4 protein-coding genes, 11 tRNA genes and 6 rRNA genes are annotated in these 15,177 nt (G+C 46.0%); all 21 read left to right on the plus strand.

Going from position 1 to position 15,177, the window contains the following annotated elements:
- The first annotated feature begins 11 nt into the window (after window positions 1-11).
- The 21 genes from dusB (at window position 12) to MY490_RS00560 (ending at window position 15,177) form a co-directional block, all read left to right on the plus strand.
- On the plus strand, window positions 12-1,010 hold the full coding sequence (gene dusB / locus MY490_RS00460) for a tRNA dihydrouridine synthase DusB (protein WP_248267584.1): 999 nt from the start codon (window positions 12-14) through the stop codon (window positions 1,008-1,010).
- Between the two features lie 134 nt (window positions 1,011-1,144).
- Complete coding sequence (lysS, locus tag MY490_RS00465) at window positions 1,145-2,626, plus strand: lysine--tRNA ligase (protein WP_248267585.1); 1,482 nt, start codon at window positions 1,145-1,147, stop codon at window positions 2,624-2,626.
- A 358-nt stretch (window positions 2,627-2,984) separates the two neighbouring features.
- Window positions 2,985-4,534, plus strand: a 16S ribosomal RNA gene (locus tag MY490_RS00470).
- Between the two features lie 152 nt (window positions 4,535-4,686).
- Window positions 4,687-7,624 (plus strand): 23S ribosomal RNA (locus MY490_RS00475).
- Between the two features lie 119 nt (window positions 7,625-7,743).
- A 5S ribosomal RNA gene (gene rrf, locus MY490_RS00480) occupies window positions 7,744-7,859 on the plus strand.
- 5 nt (window positions 7,860-7,864) lie between these two features.
- Window positions 7,865-7,940 (plus strand) — tRNA-Val (locus MY490_RS00485).
- 3 nt (window positions 7,941-7,943) lie between these two features.
- Window positions 7,944-8,016: transfer RNA gene (locus tag MY490_RS00490), tRNA-Thr, on the plus strand.
- A 7-nt stretch (window positions 8,017-8,023) separates the two neighbouring features.
- Window positions 8,024-8,099: transfer RNA gene (locus MY490_RS00495), tRNA-Lys, on the plus strand.
- 20 nt (window positions 8,100-8,119) lie between these two features.
- Window positions 8,120-8,202, plus strand: a tRNA-Leu gene (locus MY490_RS00500).
- A 29-nt stretch (window positions 8,203-8,231) separates the two neighbouring features.
- A tRNA-Gly gene (locus MY490_RS00505) sits at window positions 8,232-8,306 on the plus strand.
- 8 nt (window positions 8,307-8,314) lie between these two features.
- Window positions 8,315-8,401, plus strand: a tRNA-Leu gene (locus tag MY490_RS00510).
- A 10-nt stretch (window positions 8,402-8,411) separates the two neighbouring features.
- A tRNA-Arg gene (locus tag MY490_RS00515) sits at window positions 8,412-8,488 on the plus strand.
- Window positions 8,489-8,493: 5 nt separating this feature from the next.
- Window positions 8,494-8,570, plus strand: a tRNA-Pro gene (locus tag MY490_RS00520).
- A 9-nt stretch (window positions 8,571-8,579) separates the two neighbouring features.
- Window positions 8,580-8,655, plus strand: a tRNA-Ala gene (locus tag MY490_RS00525).
- Between the two features lie 82 nt (window positions 8,656-8,737).
- A 16S ribosomal RNA gene (locus MY490_RS00530) occupies window positions 8,738-10,287 on the plus strand.
- Between the two features lie 92 nt (window positions 10,288-10,379).
- A tRNA-Ile gene (locus tag MY490_RS00535) sits at window positions 10,380-10,456 on the plus strand.
- 21 nt (window positions 10,457-10,477) lie between these two features.
- Window positions 10,478-10,553, plus strand: a tRNA-Ala gene (locus MY490_RS00540).
- A 79-nt stretch (window positions 10,554-10,632) separates the two neighbouring features.
- Window positions 10,633-13,570, plus strand: a 23S ribosomal RNA gene (locus MY490_RS00545).
- A gap of 55 nt (window positions 13,571-13,625) precedes the next feature.
- Window positions 13,626-13,741 (plus strand): 5S ribosomal RNA (gene rrf, locus MY490_RS00550).
- The 16S, 23S and 5S rRNA genes sit together here with 11 tRNA genes alongside, the layout of an rRNA operon.
- Before the next feature lie 406 nt (window positions 13,742-14,147).
- A complete protein-coding gene (locus MY490_RS00555; RefSeq protein WP_129692055.1) occupies window positions 14,148-14,609 on the plus strand; it encodes a CtsR family transcriptional regulator in 462 nt (153 codons plus the stop codon).
- 19 nt (window positions 14,610-14,628) lie between these two features.
- Complete coding sequence (locus tag MY490_RS00560; RefSeq protein WP_248267586.1) at window positions 14,629-15,177, plus strand: protein-arginine kinase activator protein McsA; 549 nt, start codon at window positions 14,629-14,631, stop codon at window positions 15,175-15,177.

A 15,177-nucleotide genomic window follows, 5' to 3' on the forward strand; every position in this document is an offset into this window, starting at 1 on the left:
GAGGATGGGATGTGCTGAAAATTGGTGACATCGAGATGAAAAATCCCGTCGTATTAGCGCCGATGGCTGGAGTTTGTAACTCAGCTTTCCGCTTAACCGTAAAAGAATTTGGTGCAGGTTTAGTTTGCGCAGAAATGGTAAGTGATAAAGCGATTCTTCACAATAATAAAAGAACATTAGATATGCTTTATATGGATGAACGTGAAAAGCCATTAAGCTTACAAATTTTTGGTGGTGAAAAATCAACATTAGTTGAAGCTGCTAAGTATGTTGATGAAAATACGAATGCAGATATTATCGATATTAATATGGGGTGTCCTGTTCCTAAGATTACAAAAGTAGACGCAGGAGCTAAATGGCTTTTAGACCCAAACAAAATTCATGAAATGGTTTACGCTGTAGCAAAGAATGTAAGTAAACCAGTTACAGTTAAAATGCGTCTTGCGTGGGATGACGATCACATTTATGTAGTAGATAATGCAAAAGCAGTTGAAGCAGCGGGTGGAAAAGCAGTTGCGGTCCATGGGCGAACTCGTTATCAAATGTATGAAGGGAAATCTGATTGGAGCTGGATTAAAGAAGTTAAAAGTCAGGTTTCGATTCCTGTAATTGGTAATGGGGATGTGGAGACCCCTCAAGATGCCAAGCGCATGTTAGATGAAACAGGCTGTGATGGCGTAATGATTGGTCGTGCTGCATTAGGAAATCCATGGATGATTTACCGTACAGTTAAATACTTAGAATCTGGTGTATTAATGCCTGAGCCAGAAGCACGTGAAAAAATTGATGTATGTTTATTGCATTTAGACCGTTTAATTGATTTGAAAAATGAACATGTAGCTGTAATGGAAATGAGAAAGCATGCAGCATGGTATTTAAAAGGTTTGAAAGGCAATGCATTAGTTCGAAATCAAATTAACGAGGTTAATACTCGTGCTCAAATGGTGGAAGTATTAACAGCATACGTTAATGAAGTGGAAGAAAAAATGAAAGCTACTCAAGCTTTGTAAGTTTGACAGGTTTCGCTTGACAAAATATAATAAGTTATAGTAAACAAAACTGCCAGATCGAAATACTGGCAGTTTTTCTATTAAAATCATATTGTATTTAAATATTTATTGAATAATTACGTGGAGTTGAGAAAATGAGTCACGAAGAATTAAATGATCAAGCCCTTATACGTAGGGAGAAATTAAAAACACTTGAAGGAAAAGGTATCGATCCATTCGGTAAAAAGTTTGTGCGCACACATTCTTCAAATGATTTATTAGCACAATTTGACCAGTTTTCCAAGGAAGAATTAGAAGAAAAAGCGATTGTTGTTTCATTTGCAGGTCGTGTAATGACTAAACGTGGTAAAGGTAAAGCTGGATTTGCACATGTTCAAGATTTAAATGGACAAGTTCAAATCTACGTTCGTAAAGATGCTGTAGGCGAAGAACAATATGAAATCTTTGATATTACTGATTTAGGTGACATTGTAGGTGTTACTGGTGTGGTATTTAAAACGAATGTAGGGGAATTATCTATTAAAGTTAAAGAATATACATTCCTTTCAAAAGCGTTATTACCACTACCTGATAAATTCCATGGTTTACAAGATGTTGAACAACGTTACCGTCAAAGATATTTAGATTTAATGAATATGGATAGCAGACAAACATTTATTGCTCGTAGTAAAATTATCCAATCTATGAGACGTTATTTAGATAGCCAAGGTTATTTAGAAGTTGAAACTCCTATGTTACATGCTATTGCAGGTGGAGCTTCTGCAAGACCTTTTATTACTCATCATAACGCGCTTGATATGGAATTATATATGCGTATTGCAATTGAGCTACACTTAAAACGACTAATTGTAGGTGGACTTGAAAAAGTTTATGAAATTGGTCGCGTATTCCGTAATGAAGGTATTTCTACTCGTCATAACCCAGAGTTTACGATGATTGAATTATATGAAGCTTATGCTGATTATGCTGACATCATGGAACTTACTGAAAATCTAATTGCTCATATCGCTAAAGAAGTTTTAGGTACTACTACTATTCCTTACGGTGAGTACACAGTAAATCTAGAGCCAAAATGGACTAGACTTCATATGGTAGATGCGATTAAGAAAGCTTGTGGAGTAGATTTCTGGCCAGAGATGTCAGTTGAGCAAGCAAGAACATATGCTAAAGAACATAAAGTTGAAGTTAATGAGAATATGTCTGTTGGTCATATTATTAACGAATTCTTTGAACAAAAAGTTGAAGAAACATTAATTCAACCTACATTTATTTATGGTCACCCTGTAGAAATTTCACCGCTTGCGAAAAAGAATGCTGACGATCCGCGTTTTACTGATCGTTTTGAGTTATTTATTGTGGCACGTGAACATGCTAACGCATTTACAGAGTTAAATGATCCAATTGACCAAAAAGAGCGTTTTGAAGCACAGCTTAAAGAACGTGAGCTTGGTAATGACGAAGCGCATATGATGGATGATGATTACATTGAAGCATTAGAGCATGGTATGCCACCAACTGGTGGTCTTGGAATAGGTATTGATCGATTAGTTATGTTGTTAACTAATTCTCCTTCAATCCGTGATGTGCTATTGTTCCCATTAATGAGACATAAATAAGATTTAACTAACTGGCTAAAGTATTCCTTTAGCCAGTTTTTTATGGTTGGATGTATCTTTTTAAAGGAATAAGGACATCATTTATTTATTGGAATCTGGTAGAAACTATCTGAATAAAAAGAATTTAAAATTAGGTATTGTATTTTGTTTTTATAGGTGTTATAGTATTAAACGTTGTCACATTAATACGAAATGACAACGAAAAAAACTTTCAAAAAAAACATTGACAACATTCGATAGAAAATGTTAAGATGTTTAAGTCGCCTCAGAGCGACAAGGTGAACTTTGAAAACTAAACAAAACATGAAGTAAACGTCAATTATTAGTTTTTTGAGCAATACAAGATTTAAACTTAACTTTTATGGAGAGTTTGATCCTGGCTCAGGACGAACGCTGGCGGCGTGCCTAATACATGCAAGTCGAGCGGACTAATGGGAGCTTGCTCCCATTAGTTAGCGGCGGACGGGTGAGTAACACGTGGGCAACCTACCTGTAAGACTGGGATAACTTCGGGAAACCGGAGCTAATACCGGATGACATAAAGGAACTCCTGTTCCTTTATTGAAAGATGGCTTCGGCTATCACTTACAGATGGGCCCGCGGCGCATTAGCTAGTTGGTGAGGTAACGGCTCACCAAGGCGACGATGCGTAGCCGACCTGAGAGGGTGATCGGCCACACTGGGACTGAGACACGGCCCAGACTCCTACGGGAGGCAGCAGTAGGGAATCTTCCGCAATGGACGAAAGTCTGACGGAGCAACGCCGCGTGAGCGATGAAGGCCTTCGGGTCGTAAAGCTCTGTTGTTAGGGAAGAATAAGTGCTAGTTGAATAAGCTGGCACCTTGACGGTACCTAACCAGAAAGCCACGGCTAACTACGTGCCAGCAGCCGCGGTAATACGTAGGTGGCAAGCGTTGTCCGGAATTATTGGGCGTAAAGCGCGCGCAGGCGGTTTCTTAAGTCTGATGTGAAAGCCCCCGGCTCAACCGGGGAGGGTCATTGGAAACTGGGAAACTTGAGTGCAGAAGAGGAAAGTGGAATTCCAAGTGTAGCGGTGAAATGCGTAGAGATTTGGAGGAACACCAGTGGCGAAGGCGACTTTCTGGTCTGTAACTGACGCTGAGGCGCGAAAGCGTGGGGAGCAAACAGGATTAGATACCCTGGTAGTCCACGCTGTAAACGATGAGTGCTAAGTGTTAGAGGGTTTCCGCCCTTTAGTGCTGAAGTTAACGCATTAAGCACTCCGCCTGGGGAGTACGGTCGCAAGACTGAAACTCAAAGGAATTGACGGGGGCCCGCACAAGTGGTGGAGCATGTGGTTTAATTCGAAGCAACGCGAAGAACCTTACCAGGTCTTGACATCCTCTGACAACCCTAGAGATAGGGCTTTCCCTTCGGGGACAGAGTGACAGGTGGTGCATGGTTGTCGTCAGCTCGTGTCGTGAGATGTTGGGTTAAGTCCCGCAACGAGCGCAACCCTTGATCTTAGTTGCCAGCATTTAGTTGGGCACTCTAAGGTGACTGCCGGTGACAAACCGGAGGAAGGTGGGGATGACGTCAAATCATCATGCCCCTTATGACCTGGGCTACACACGTGCTACAATGGATAGTACAAAGGGTTGCAAGACCGCGAGGTGGAGCTAATCCCATAAAACTATTCTCAGTTCGGATTGTAGGCTGCAACTCGCCTACATGAAGCCGGAATCACTAGTAATCGCGGATCAGCATGCCGCGGTGAATACGTTCCCGGGCCTTGTACACACCGCCCGTCACACCACGAGAGTTTGTAACACCCGAAGTCGGTGGGGTAACCTTTTAGGGGCCAGCCGCCTAAGGTGGGACAGATGATTGGGGTGAAGTCGTAACAAGGTAGCCGTATCGGAAGGTGCGGCTGGATCACCTCCTTTCTATGGAGACATCATGAACCGATGGTTCATGTATGAAATGTTTCTTCATTGTTTTGTTTAGTTTTGAGAGTTCACTCTCAACTTTGTACCTTGAAAACTAGATAATGTCATTCATTAAACTGCGTAAGTTTAATTCAATTAGTTTTAAAATTAGTTAAGTTAGAAAGGGCGCACGGTGGATGCCTTGGCACTAGGAGTCGATGAAGGACGGGACTAACACCGATATGCTTCGGGGAGCTGTAAGTAAGCTTTGATCCGGAGATTTCCGAATGGGGAAACCCACTACTCGTAATGGAGTAGTATCTTTACCTGAATACATAGGGTACTGAGGACAGACCCAGGGAACTGAAACATCTAAGTACCTGGAGGAATAGAAAGCAATAGCGATTTCCTGAGTAGCGGCGAGCGAAACGGAAGATAGCCCAAACCAAGAGGCTTGCCTCTTGGGGTTGTAGGACACTCTATACGGAGTTACAAAGGAACGGGGTAAATGAAGCGACCTGGAAAGGTCCGTCAAAGAAGGTAAAAACCCTGTAGTTGAAACCTCGTTCCCTCTTGAGTGGATCCTGAGTACGGCGGAACACGTGAAATTCCGTCGGAATCTGGGAGGACCATCTCCCAAGGCTAAATACTACCTAGTGACCGATAGTGAACCAGTACCGTGAGGGAAAGGTGAAAAGCACCCCGGAAGGGGAGTGAAAGAGAACCTGAAACCGTGTGCTTACAAATAGTCAGAGCTCGTTAACGAGTGATGGCGTGCCTTTTGTAGAATGAACCGGCGAGTTACGATCCCGTGCAAGGTTAAGTTGAAGAGACGGAGCCGCAGCGAAAGCGAGTCTGAATAGGGCGATATAGTACGTGGTCGTAGACCCGAAACCGAGTGATCTACCCATGTCCAGGATGAAGTTCAGGTAACACTGAATGGAGGTCCGAACCCACGCACGTTGAAAAGTGCGGGGATGAGGTGTGGGTAGCGGAGAAATTCCAATCGAACTCGGAGATAGCTGGTTCTCCCCGAAATAGCTTTAGGGCTAGCCTTATGTGTTAGAGTCTTGGAGGTAGAGCACTGATTGGACTAGGGGCCCCCAACGGGTTACCGAATTCAGTCAAACTCCGAATGCCAATGACTTATCCATAGGAGTCAGACTACGAGTGATAAGATCCGTGGTCAAGAGGGAAACAGCCCAGACCGCCAGCTAAGGTCCCAAAGTATACGTTAAGTGGAAAAGGATGTGGAGTTGCTTAGACAACCAGGATGTTGGCTTAGAAGCAGCCACCATTTAAAGAGTGCGTAATAGCTCACTGGTCGAGTGACTCTGCGCCGAAAATGTAACGGGGCTAAACGTATCACCGAAGCTGCGGATTGATACCGTATGGTATCAGTGGTAGGGGAGCGTTCTAAGGGCGTTGAAGCTAGATCGTAAGGACTGGTGGAGCGCTTAGAAGTGAGAATGCCGGTATGAGTAGCGAAAGACGGGTGAGAATCCCGTCCACCGTATGCCTAAGGTTTCCTGGGGAAGGCTCGTCCTCCCAGGGTTAGTCAGGACCTAAGCCGAGGCCGAAAGGCGTAGGCGATGGACAACAGGTTGATATTCCTGTACCACCTCATTTCCGTTTGAGCGATGGAGGGACGCAGAAAGATAGGGTAAGCGCGCTGCTGGATATGCGCGTCCAAGCAATTAGGCTGATGTGTAGGCAAATCCGCACATCATAAGGCTGAGTTGTGATGGCGAGGGAAATATAGTACCGAAGTTCCTGATTCTACGCTGCCAAGAAAAGCTTCTAGCGAGGAAATAGGTGCCTGTACCGCAAACCGACACAGGTAGGCGAGGAGAGAATCCTAAGGTGAGCGAGAGAACTATGGTTAAGGAACTCGGCAAAATGACCCCGTAACTTCGGGAGAAGGGGTGCTCTTTTGGGTGTATGCCCGGGAGAGCCGCAGTGAAAAGGCCCAAGCGACTGTTTAGCAAAAACACAGGTCTCTGCGAAGCCGCAAGGCGAAGTATAGGGGCTGACGCCTGCCCGGTGCTGGAAGGTTAAGAGGAGGGGTTATCCCTTACGGGAGAAGCTCTGAATTGAAGCCCCAGTAAACGGCGGCCGTAACTATAACGGTCCTAAGGTAGCGAAATTCCTTGTCGGGTAAGTTCCGACCCGCACGAAAGGCGTAACGATTTGGGCACTGTCTCAACCATAGACTCGGTGAAATTATAGTACCTGTGAAGATGCAGGTTACCCGCGACAGGACGGAAAGACCCCGTGGAGCTTTACTGCAGCTTGATATTGAATTTTGGTACAGCTTGTACAGGATAGGTAGGAGCCTGAGAAGCCGGAGCGCTAGCTTCGGTGGAGGCGTCGGTGGGATACTACCCTGGCTGTATTGAAATTCTAACCTAGAGCCGTGATCCGGCTCGGAGACAGTGTCAGGTGGGCAGTTTGACTGGGGCGGTCGCCTCCTAAAGAGTAACGGAGGCGCCCAAAGGTTCCCTCAGAATGGTTGGAAATCATTCGAAGAGTGTAAAGGCATAAGGGAGCTTGACTGCGAGACCTACAAGTCGAGCAGGGACGAAAGTCGGGCTTAGTGATCCGGTGGTTCCGCATGGAAGGGCCATCGCTCAACGGATAAAAGCTACCCCGGGGATAACAGGCTTATCTCCCCCAAGAGTCCACATCGACGGGGAGGTTTGGCACCTCGATGTCGGCTCATCGCATCCTGGGGCTGTAGTCGGTCCCAAGGGTTGGGCTGTTCGCCCATTAAAGCGGTACGCGAGCTGGGTTCAGAACGTCGTGAGACAGTTCGGTCCCTATCCGTCGTGGGCGCAGGAAATTTGAGAGGAGCTGTCCTTAGTACGAGAGGACCGGGATGGACACACCGCTGGTGTACCAGTTGTTCTGCCAAGAGCATGGCTGGGTAGCTATGTGTGGAAGGGATAAGTGCTGAAAGCATCTAAGCATGAAGCCCCCCTCAAGATGAGATTTCCCATAGCGTTAAGCTAGTAAGACCCCTGAGAGACGATCAGGTTGATAGGTCAGAGGTGGAAGCGTGGTGACACGTGGAGCTGACTGATACTAATCGGTCGAGGACTTAACTAACAAGTTTGATGATGACATTATCTAGTTTTGAGGGTGTAAATTTTATAAAAAATATTAAAAAAAGTTATTGACTTTGATTGATATTTTGATATAATAATTAATGTCCTAAAGAAAATGAATCAAGTGATGATAGCGAAGAGGTCACACCCGTTCCCATACCGAACACGGCAGTTAAGCTCTTCAGCGTCGATGGTAGTTGGGGGTTTCCCCCTGTGAGAGTAGAACGTCGCTTGGTTTGATGGAGGATTAGCTCAGCTGGGAGAGCACCTGCCTTACAAGCAGGGGGTCGGCGGTTCGAGCCCGTCATCCTCCACCATATGCCGACTTAGCTCAATTGGTAGAGCAACTGACTTGTAATCAGTAGGTTGGGGGTTCAAGTCCTCTAGTCGGCACTCTTTTGAGCCATTAGCTCAGTAGGTAGAGCATCTGACTTTTAATCAGAGGGTCGAAGGTTCGAATCCTTCATGGCTCACCATTTTCTCAAAAGAGAATATTGCGGGTGTGGCGGAATTGGCAGACGCGCTAGACTTAGGATCTAGTACTTCGGTGTGGGGGTTCGAGTCCCTTCACCCGCACCATTTAAATTTATAAGTTATAAGCAGTATACGCGGAAGTAGTTCAGTGGTAGAATACAACCTTGCCAAGGTTGGGGTCGCGGGTTCGAGCCCCGTCTTCCGCTCCACATATGCTGCCGGGGTGGTGGAATGGCAGACACACAGGACTTAAAATCCTGCGGGGGTTGACCCCGTGCCGGTTCGAGTCCGGCCCTCGGTACCATTTATAATATGCGCCCGTAGCTCAATTGGATAGAGCGTTTGACTACGGATCAAAAGGTTATGGGTTCGAGTCCTTTCGGGCGCGCCATATTACGGGAAGTGGCTCAGCTTGGTAGAGCACCTGGTTTGGGACCAGGGGGTCGCAGGTTCAAATCCTGTCTTCCCGACCATTTCAATAAGGGGCCTTAGCTCAGCTGGGAGAGCGCCTGCCTTGCACGCAGGAGGTCAGCGGTTCGATCCCGCTAGGCTCCACCAAGATGATCTTTGAAAACTAAACAAAACATGAAGTAAACGTCAATTATTAGTTTTTTGAGCAATACAAGATTTAAACTTAACTTTTATGGAGAGTTTGATCCTGGCTCAGGACGAACGCTGGCGGCGTGCCTAATACATGCAAGTCGAGCGGACTAATGGGAGCTTGCTCCCATTAGTTAGCGGCGGACGGGTGAGTAACACGTGGGCAACCTACCTGTAAGACTGGGATAACTTCGGGAAACCGGAGCTAATACCGGATGACATAAAGGAACTCCTGTTCCTTTATTGAAAGATGGCTTCGGCTATCACTTACAGATGGGCCCGCGGCGCATTAGCTAGTTGGTGAGGTAACGGCTCACCAAGGCGACGATGCGTAGCCGACCTGAGAGGGTGATCGGCCACACTGGGACTGAGACACGGCCCAGACTCCTACGGGAGGCAGCAGTAGGGAATCTTCCGCAATGGACGAAAGTCTGACGGAGCAACGCCGCGTGAGCGATGAAGGCCTTCGGGTCGTAAAGCTCTGTTGTTAGGGAAGAATAAGTGCTAGTTGAATAAGCTGGCACCTTGACGGTACCTAACCAGAAAGCCACGGCTAACTACGTGCCAGCAGCCGCGGTAATACGTAGGTGGCAAGCGTTGTCCGGAATTATTGGGCGTAAAGCGCGCGCAGGCGGTTTCTTAAGTCTGATGTGAAAGCCCCCGGCTCAACCGGGGAGGGTCATTGGAAACTGGGAAACTTGAGTGCAGAAGAGGAAAGTGGAATTCCAAGTGTAGCGGTGAAATGCGTAGAGATTTGGAGGAACACCAGTGGCGAAGGCGACTTTCTGGTCTGTAACTGACGCTGAGGCGCGAAAGCGTGGGGAGCAAACAGGATTAGATACCCTGGTAGTCCACGCTGTAAACGATGAGTGCTAAGTGTTAGAGGGTTTCCGCCCTTTAGTGCTGAAGTTAACGCATTAAGCACTCCGCCTGGGGAGTACGGTCGCAAGACTGAAACTCAAAGGAATTGACGGGGGCCCGCACAAGTGGTGGAGCATGTGGTTTAATTCGAAGCAACGCGAAGAACCTTACCAGGTCTTGACATCCTCTGACAACCCTAGAGATAGGGCTTTCCCTTCGGGGACAGAGTGACAGGTGGTGCATGGTTGTCGTCAGCTCGTGTCGTGAGATGTTGGGTTAAGTCCCGCAACGAGCGCAACCCTTGATCTTAGTTGCCAGCATTTAGTTGGGCACTCTAAGGTGACTGCCGGTGACAAACCGGAGGAAGGTGGGGATGACGTCAAATCATCATGCCCCTTATGACCTGGGCTACACACGTGCTACAATGGATAGTACAAAGGGTTGCAAGACCGCGAGGTGGAGCTAATCCCATAAAACTATTCTCAGTTCGGATTGTAGGCTGCAACTCGCCTACATGAAGCCGGAATCACTAGTAATCGCGGATCAGCATGCCGCGGTGAATACGTTCCCGGGCCTTGTACACACCGCCCGTCACACCACGAGAGTTTGTAACACCCGAAGTCGGTGGGGTAACCTTTTAGGGGCCAGCCGCCTAAGGTGGGACAGATGATTGGGGTGAAGTCGTAACAAGGTAGCCGTATCGGAAGGTGCGGCTGGATCACCTCCTTTCTATGGAGACATCATGAACCGATGGTTCATGTATGAAATGTTTCTTCATTGTTTTGTTTAGTTTTGAAGGATTATCCTTCTATTATAGATATGGGCCTATAGCTCAGCTGGTTAGAGCGCACGCCTGATAAGCGTGAGGTCGATGGTTCGAGTCCATTTAGGCCCACCATATCTTTTGTAATATCATAATGGGGCCTTAGCTCAGCTGGGAGAGCGCCTGCCTTGCACGCAGGAGGTCAGCGGTTCGATCCCGCTAGGCTCCACCATTTTTTTATTTTGTACCTTGAAAACTAGATAATGTCATTCATTAAACTGCGTAAGTTTAATTCAATTAGTTTTAAAATTAGTTAAGTTAGAAAGGGCGCACGGTGGATGCCTTGGCACTAGGAGTCGATGAAGGACGGGACTAACACCGATATGCTTCGGGGAGCTGTAAGTAAGCTTTGATCCGGAGATTTCCGAATGGGGAAACCCACTACTCGTAATGGAGTAGTATCTTTACCTGAATACATAGGGTACTGAGGACAGACCCAGGGAACTGAAACATCTAAGTACCTGGAGGAATAGAAAGCAATAGCGATTTCCTGAGTAGCGGCGAGCGAAACGGAAGATAGCCCAAACCAAGAGGCTTGCCTCTTGGGGTTGTAGGACACTCTATACGGAGTTACAAAGGAACGGGGTAAATGAAGCGACCTGGAAAGGTCCGTCAAAGAAGGTAAAAACCCTGTAGTTGAAACCTCGTTCCCTCTTGAGTGGATCCTGAGTACGGCGGAACACGTGAAATTCCGTCGGAATCTGGGAGGACCATCTCCCAAGGCTAAATACTACCTAGTGACCGATAGTGAACCAGTACCGTGAGGGAAAGGTGAAAAGCACCCCGGAAGGGGAGTGAAAGAGAACCTGAAACCGTGTGCTTACAAATAGTCAGAGCTCGTTAACGAGTGATGGCGTGCCTTTTGTAGAATGAACCGGCGAGTTACGATCCCGTGCAAGGTTAAGTTGAAGAGACGGAGCCGCAGCGAAAGCGAGTCTGAATAGGGCGATATAGTACGTGGTCGTAGACCCGAAACCGAGTGATCTACCCATGTCCAGGATGAAGTTCAGGTAACACTGAATGGAGGTCCGAACCCACGCACGTTGAAAAGTGCGGGGATGAGGTGTGGGTAGCGGAGAAATTCCAATCGAACTCGGAGATAGCTGGTTCTCCCCGAAATAGCTTTAGGGCTAGCCTTATGTGTTAGAGTCTTGGAGGTAGAGCACTGATTGGACTAGGGGCCCCCAACGGGTTACCGAATTCAGTCAAACTCCGAATGCCAATGACTTATCCATAGGAGTCAGACTACGAGTGATAAGATCCGTGGTCAAGAGGGAAACAGCCCAGACCGCCAGCTAAGGTCCCAAAGTATACGTTAAGTGGAAAAGGATGTGGAGTTGCTTAGACAACCAGGATGTTGGCTTAGAAGCAGCCACCATTTAAAGAGTGCGTAATAGCTCACTGGTCGAGTGACTCTGCGCCGAAAATGTAACGGGGCTAAACGTATCACCGAAGCTGCGGATTGATACCGTATGGTATCAGTGGTAGGGGAGCGTTCTAAGGGCGTTGAAGCTAGATCGTAAGGACTGGTGGAGCGCTTAGAAGTGAGAATGCCGGTATGAGTAGCGAAAGACGGGTGAGAATCCCGTCCACCGTATGCCTAAGGTTTCCTGGGGAAGGCTCGTCCTCCCAGGGTTAGTCAGGACCTAAGCCGAGGCCGAAAGGCGTAGGCGATGGACAACAGGTTGATATTCCTGTACCACCTCATTTCCGTTTGAGCGATGGAGGGACGCAGAAAGATAGGGTAAGCGCGCTGCTGGATATGCGCGTCCAAGCAATTAGGCTGATGTGTAGGCAAATCCGCACATCATAAGGCTGAGTTGTGATGGCGAGGGAAATATAGTACCGAAGTTCCTGATTCTACGCTGCCAAGAAAAGCTTCTAGCGAGGAAATAGGTGCCTGTACCGCAAACCGACACAGGTAGGCGAGGAGAGAATCCTAAGGTGAGCGAGAGAACTATGGTTAAGGAACTCGGCAAAATGACCCCGTAACTTCGGGAGAAGGGGTGCTCTTTTGGGTGTATGCCCGGGAGAGCCGCAGTGAAAAGGCCCAAGCGACTGTTTAGCAAAAACACAGGTCTCTGCGAAGCCGCAAGGCGAAGTATAGGGGCTGACGCCTGCCCGGTGCTGGAAGGTTAAGAGGAGGGGTTATCCCTTACGGGAGAAGCTCTGAATTGAAGCCCCAGTAAACGGCGGCCGTAACTATAACGGTCCTAAGGTAGCGAAATTCCTTGTCGGGTAAGTTCCGACCCGCACGAAAGGCGTAACGATTTGGGCACTGTCTCAACCATAGACTCGGTGAAATTATAGTACCTGTGAAGATGCAGGTTACCCGCGACAGGACGGAAAGACCCCGTGGAGCTTTACTGCAGCTTGATATTGAATTTTGGTACAGCTTGTACAGGATAGGTAGGAGCCTGAGAAGCCGGAGCGCTAGCTTCGGTGGAGGCGTCGGTGGGATACTACCCTGGCTGTATTGAAATTCTAACCTAGAGCCGTGATCCGGCTCGGAGACAGTGTCAGGTGGGCAGTTTGACTGGGGCGGTCGCCTCCTAAAGAGTAACGGAGGCGCCCAAAGGTTCCCTCAGAATGGTTGGAAATCATTCGAAGAGTGTAAAGGCATAAGGGAGCTTGACTGCGAGACCTACAAGTCGAGCAGGGACGAAAGTCGGGCTTAGTGATCCGGTGGTTCCGCATGGAAGGGCCATCGCTCAACGGATAAAAGCTACCCCGGGGATAACAGGCTTATCTCCCCCAAGAGTCCACATCGACGGGGAGGTTTGGCACCTCGATGTCGGCTCATCGCATCCTGGGGCTGTAGTCGGTCCCAAGGGTTGGGCTGTTCGCCCATTAAAGCGGTACGCGAGCTGGGTTCAGAACGTCGTGAGACAGTTCGGTCCCTATCCGTCGTGGGCGCAGGAAATTTGAGAGGAGCTGTCCTTAGTACGAGAGGACCGGGATGGACACACCGCTGGTGTACCAGTTGTTCTGCCAAGAGCATGGCTGGGTAGCTATGTGTGGAAGGGATAAGTGCTGAAAGCATCTAAGCATGAAGCCCCCCTCAAGATGAGATTTCCCATAGCGTTAAGCTAGTAAGACCCCTGAGAGACGATCAGGTTGATAGGTCAGAGGTGGAAGCGTGGTGACACGTGGAGCTGACTGATACTAATCGGTCGAGGACTTAACTAACAAGTTTGATGATGACATTATCTAGTTTTGAGGGTACGAAGTACAACTCTATAAATCAGGTGATTAGTGCGAAGAGGTCACACCCGTTCCCATACCGAACACGGCAGTTAAGCTCTTCAGCGTCGATGGTAGTTGGGGGTTTCCCCCTGTGAGAGTAGAACGTCGCCTGGTAACCAAAACATCAGCTAGTAGGCTGATGTTTTTTTGTTATCTAAAAATGCTCAAATGATCAAAGGAAATAGATCAACTTAATAATTTTTTTATAAAAGTAAAAAAGGAAAAAAAGCTTCTTAAAAGAATTGTATAACATATATATATATATGTTGATAAAGAAAAATCGCCAGTTGGCGAGCCTTTAGTAAAGACAGAGAGATATAGCACTTATATTTAATATCCAAAATTGAAAAATATGTCGATTTTTCTTCTAGGCTACCAATTTATACAATTCTTAATAGTAAAAAAAGATTAAGAGCTGTATCGTTTGGAAAAAATGGTAAAGAGATAATAGTTGAAATTTTTCATGAAAGGAATATAATAATAGTCAAAGATAGTCAAAGTCAGTAAAGGTGGTAAATAGATGAAGAATATATCAGATATTATTGAACAATATCTAATGCACTACTTTGACATATCTGATAAAGATTATGTCGAGATAAAAAGAAGTGAAATAGCGAATAAATTTGATTGTGTACCTTCTCAAATAAATTATGTAATTAATACTAGATTCACATTAGAAAGAGGATATGTAGTAGAAAGTAAACGCGGTGGTGGAGGGTATATTCGAATTATTAAAGTGCAATTTCATGATAAAGCGAGCGTAATTGATCAAATATTAAGTAGCTTTACTAATAATATTGCACAGTCTAGTTCAGAGGATTATATTCGTCTACTACTTGAAAAAAATGTAATTACTCAGCGAGAAGCAAAAATGATGTTAAGTGTATTAGATCGTTCAGTAATAATGGTTAATTTACCTTATCGAGACGAGTTAAGAGCAAGAATGTTCAAGGCAATGCTAAGAAGTTTAAAGTATAAATAGAATATGGAGGTTGCCCATAATGATTTGTCAAGAATGTCAAGAACGTCCGGCAACATTACACTATTCTAAAATTATTAATGGTGAGAAAACAGATATTCACTTATGTGAGAAATGCGCAAATGAATCGAACAATAAACATATTTTTTCTGAAATAGGTGGCTATTCTGTAAATGATTTGTTAGCTGGATTGTTTAAAGGTAATACTGGTATTTATGAAATGAAGAAAAATAAACTTCATCAAGATTCCCAAATTGAATGTCCTAGATGTAAGATGACTTTTCAAAAGTTTACTAAAATTGGACGTTTAGGTTGTTCTACTTGTTATGAAACATTTATGGATCAGATGAAACCAATTGTTAAAAGAATTCATAGCGGTAATGTATCGCATACAGGGAAAATACCTCAAAAGATTAATGGGGCGATTTCTTTGAAAAGAAAGTTACAAGACTTGAAATCTCAAATGCAAAATTTTATTGATAAGGAAGATTTTGAGCAAGCAATTAAGATTCGGGATGAAATTCGTGAAATTGAAAAAGATTTACAAGCCCTTCAAAAGGAGGTGGAGTAA

The sequence above is a fragment of the Gottfriedia acidiceleris genome (assembly GCF_023115465.1).
In the GTDB taxonomy this organism is placed as follows: Bacteria; Bacillota; Bacilli; order Bacillales; family Bacillaceae_G; genus Gottfriedia; species Gottfriedia acidiceleris_B.

What these genes read in the sequence shown, in the direction of transcription:
- MY490_RS00560 (WP_248267586.1), top strand. Translation starts at nt 14,629, where the DNA reads ATGATTTGTCAAGAATGTCAAGAACGTCCGGCAACATTACACTATTCT.
- MY490_RS00555 (WP_129692055.1), top strand. Translation starts at nt 14,148, where the DNA reads ATGAAGAATATATCAGATATTATTGAACAATATCTAATGCACTACTTT.
- lysS (WP_248267585.1), top strand. Translation starts at nt 1,145, where the DNA reads ATGAGTCACGAAGAATTAAATGATCAAGCCCTTATACGTAGGGAGAAA.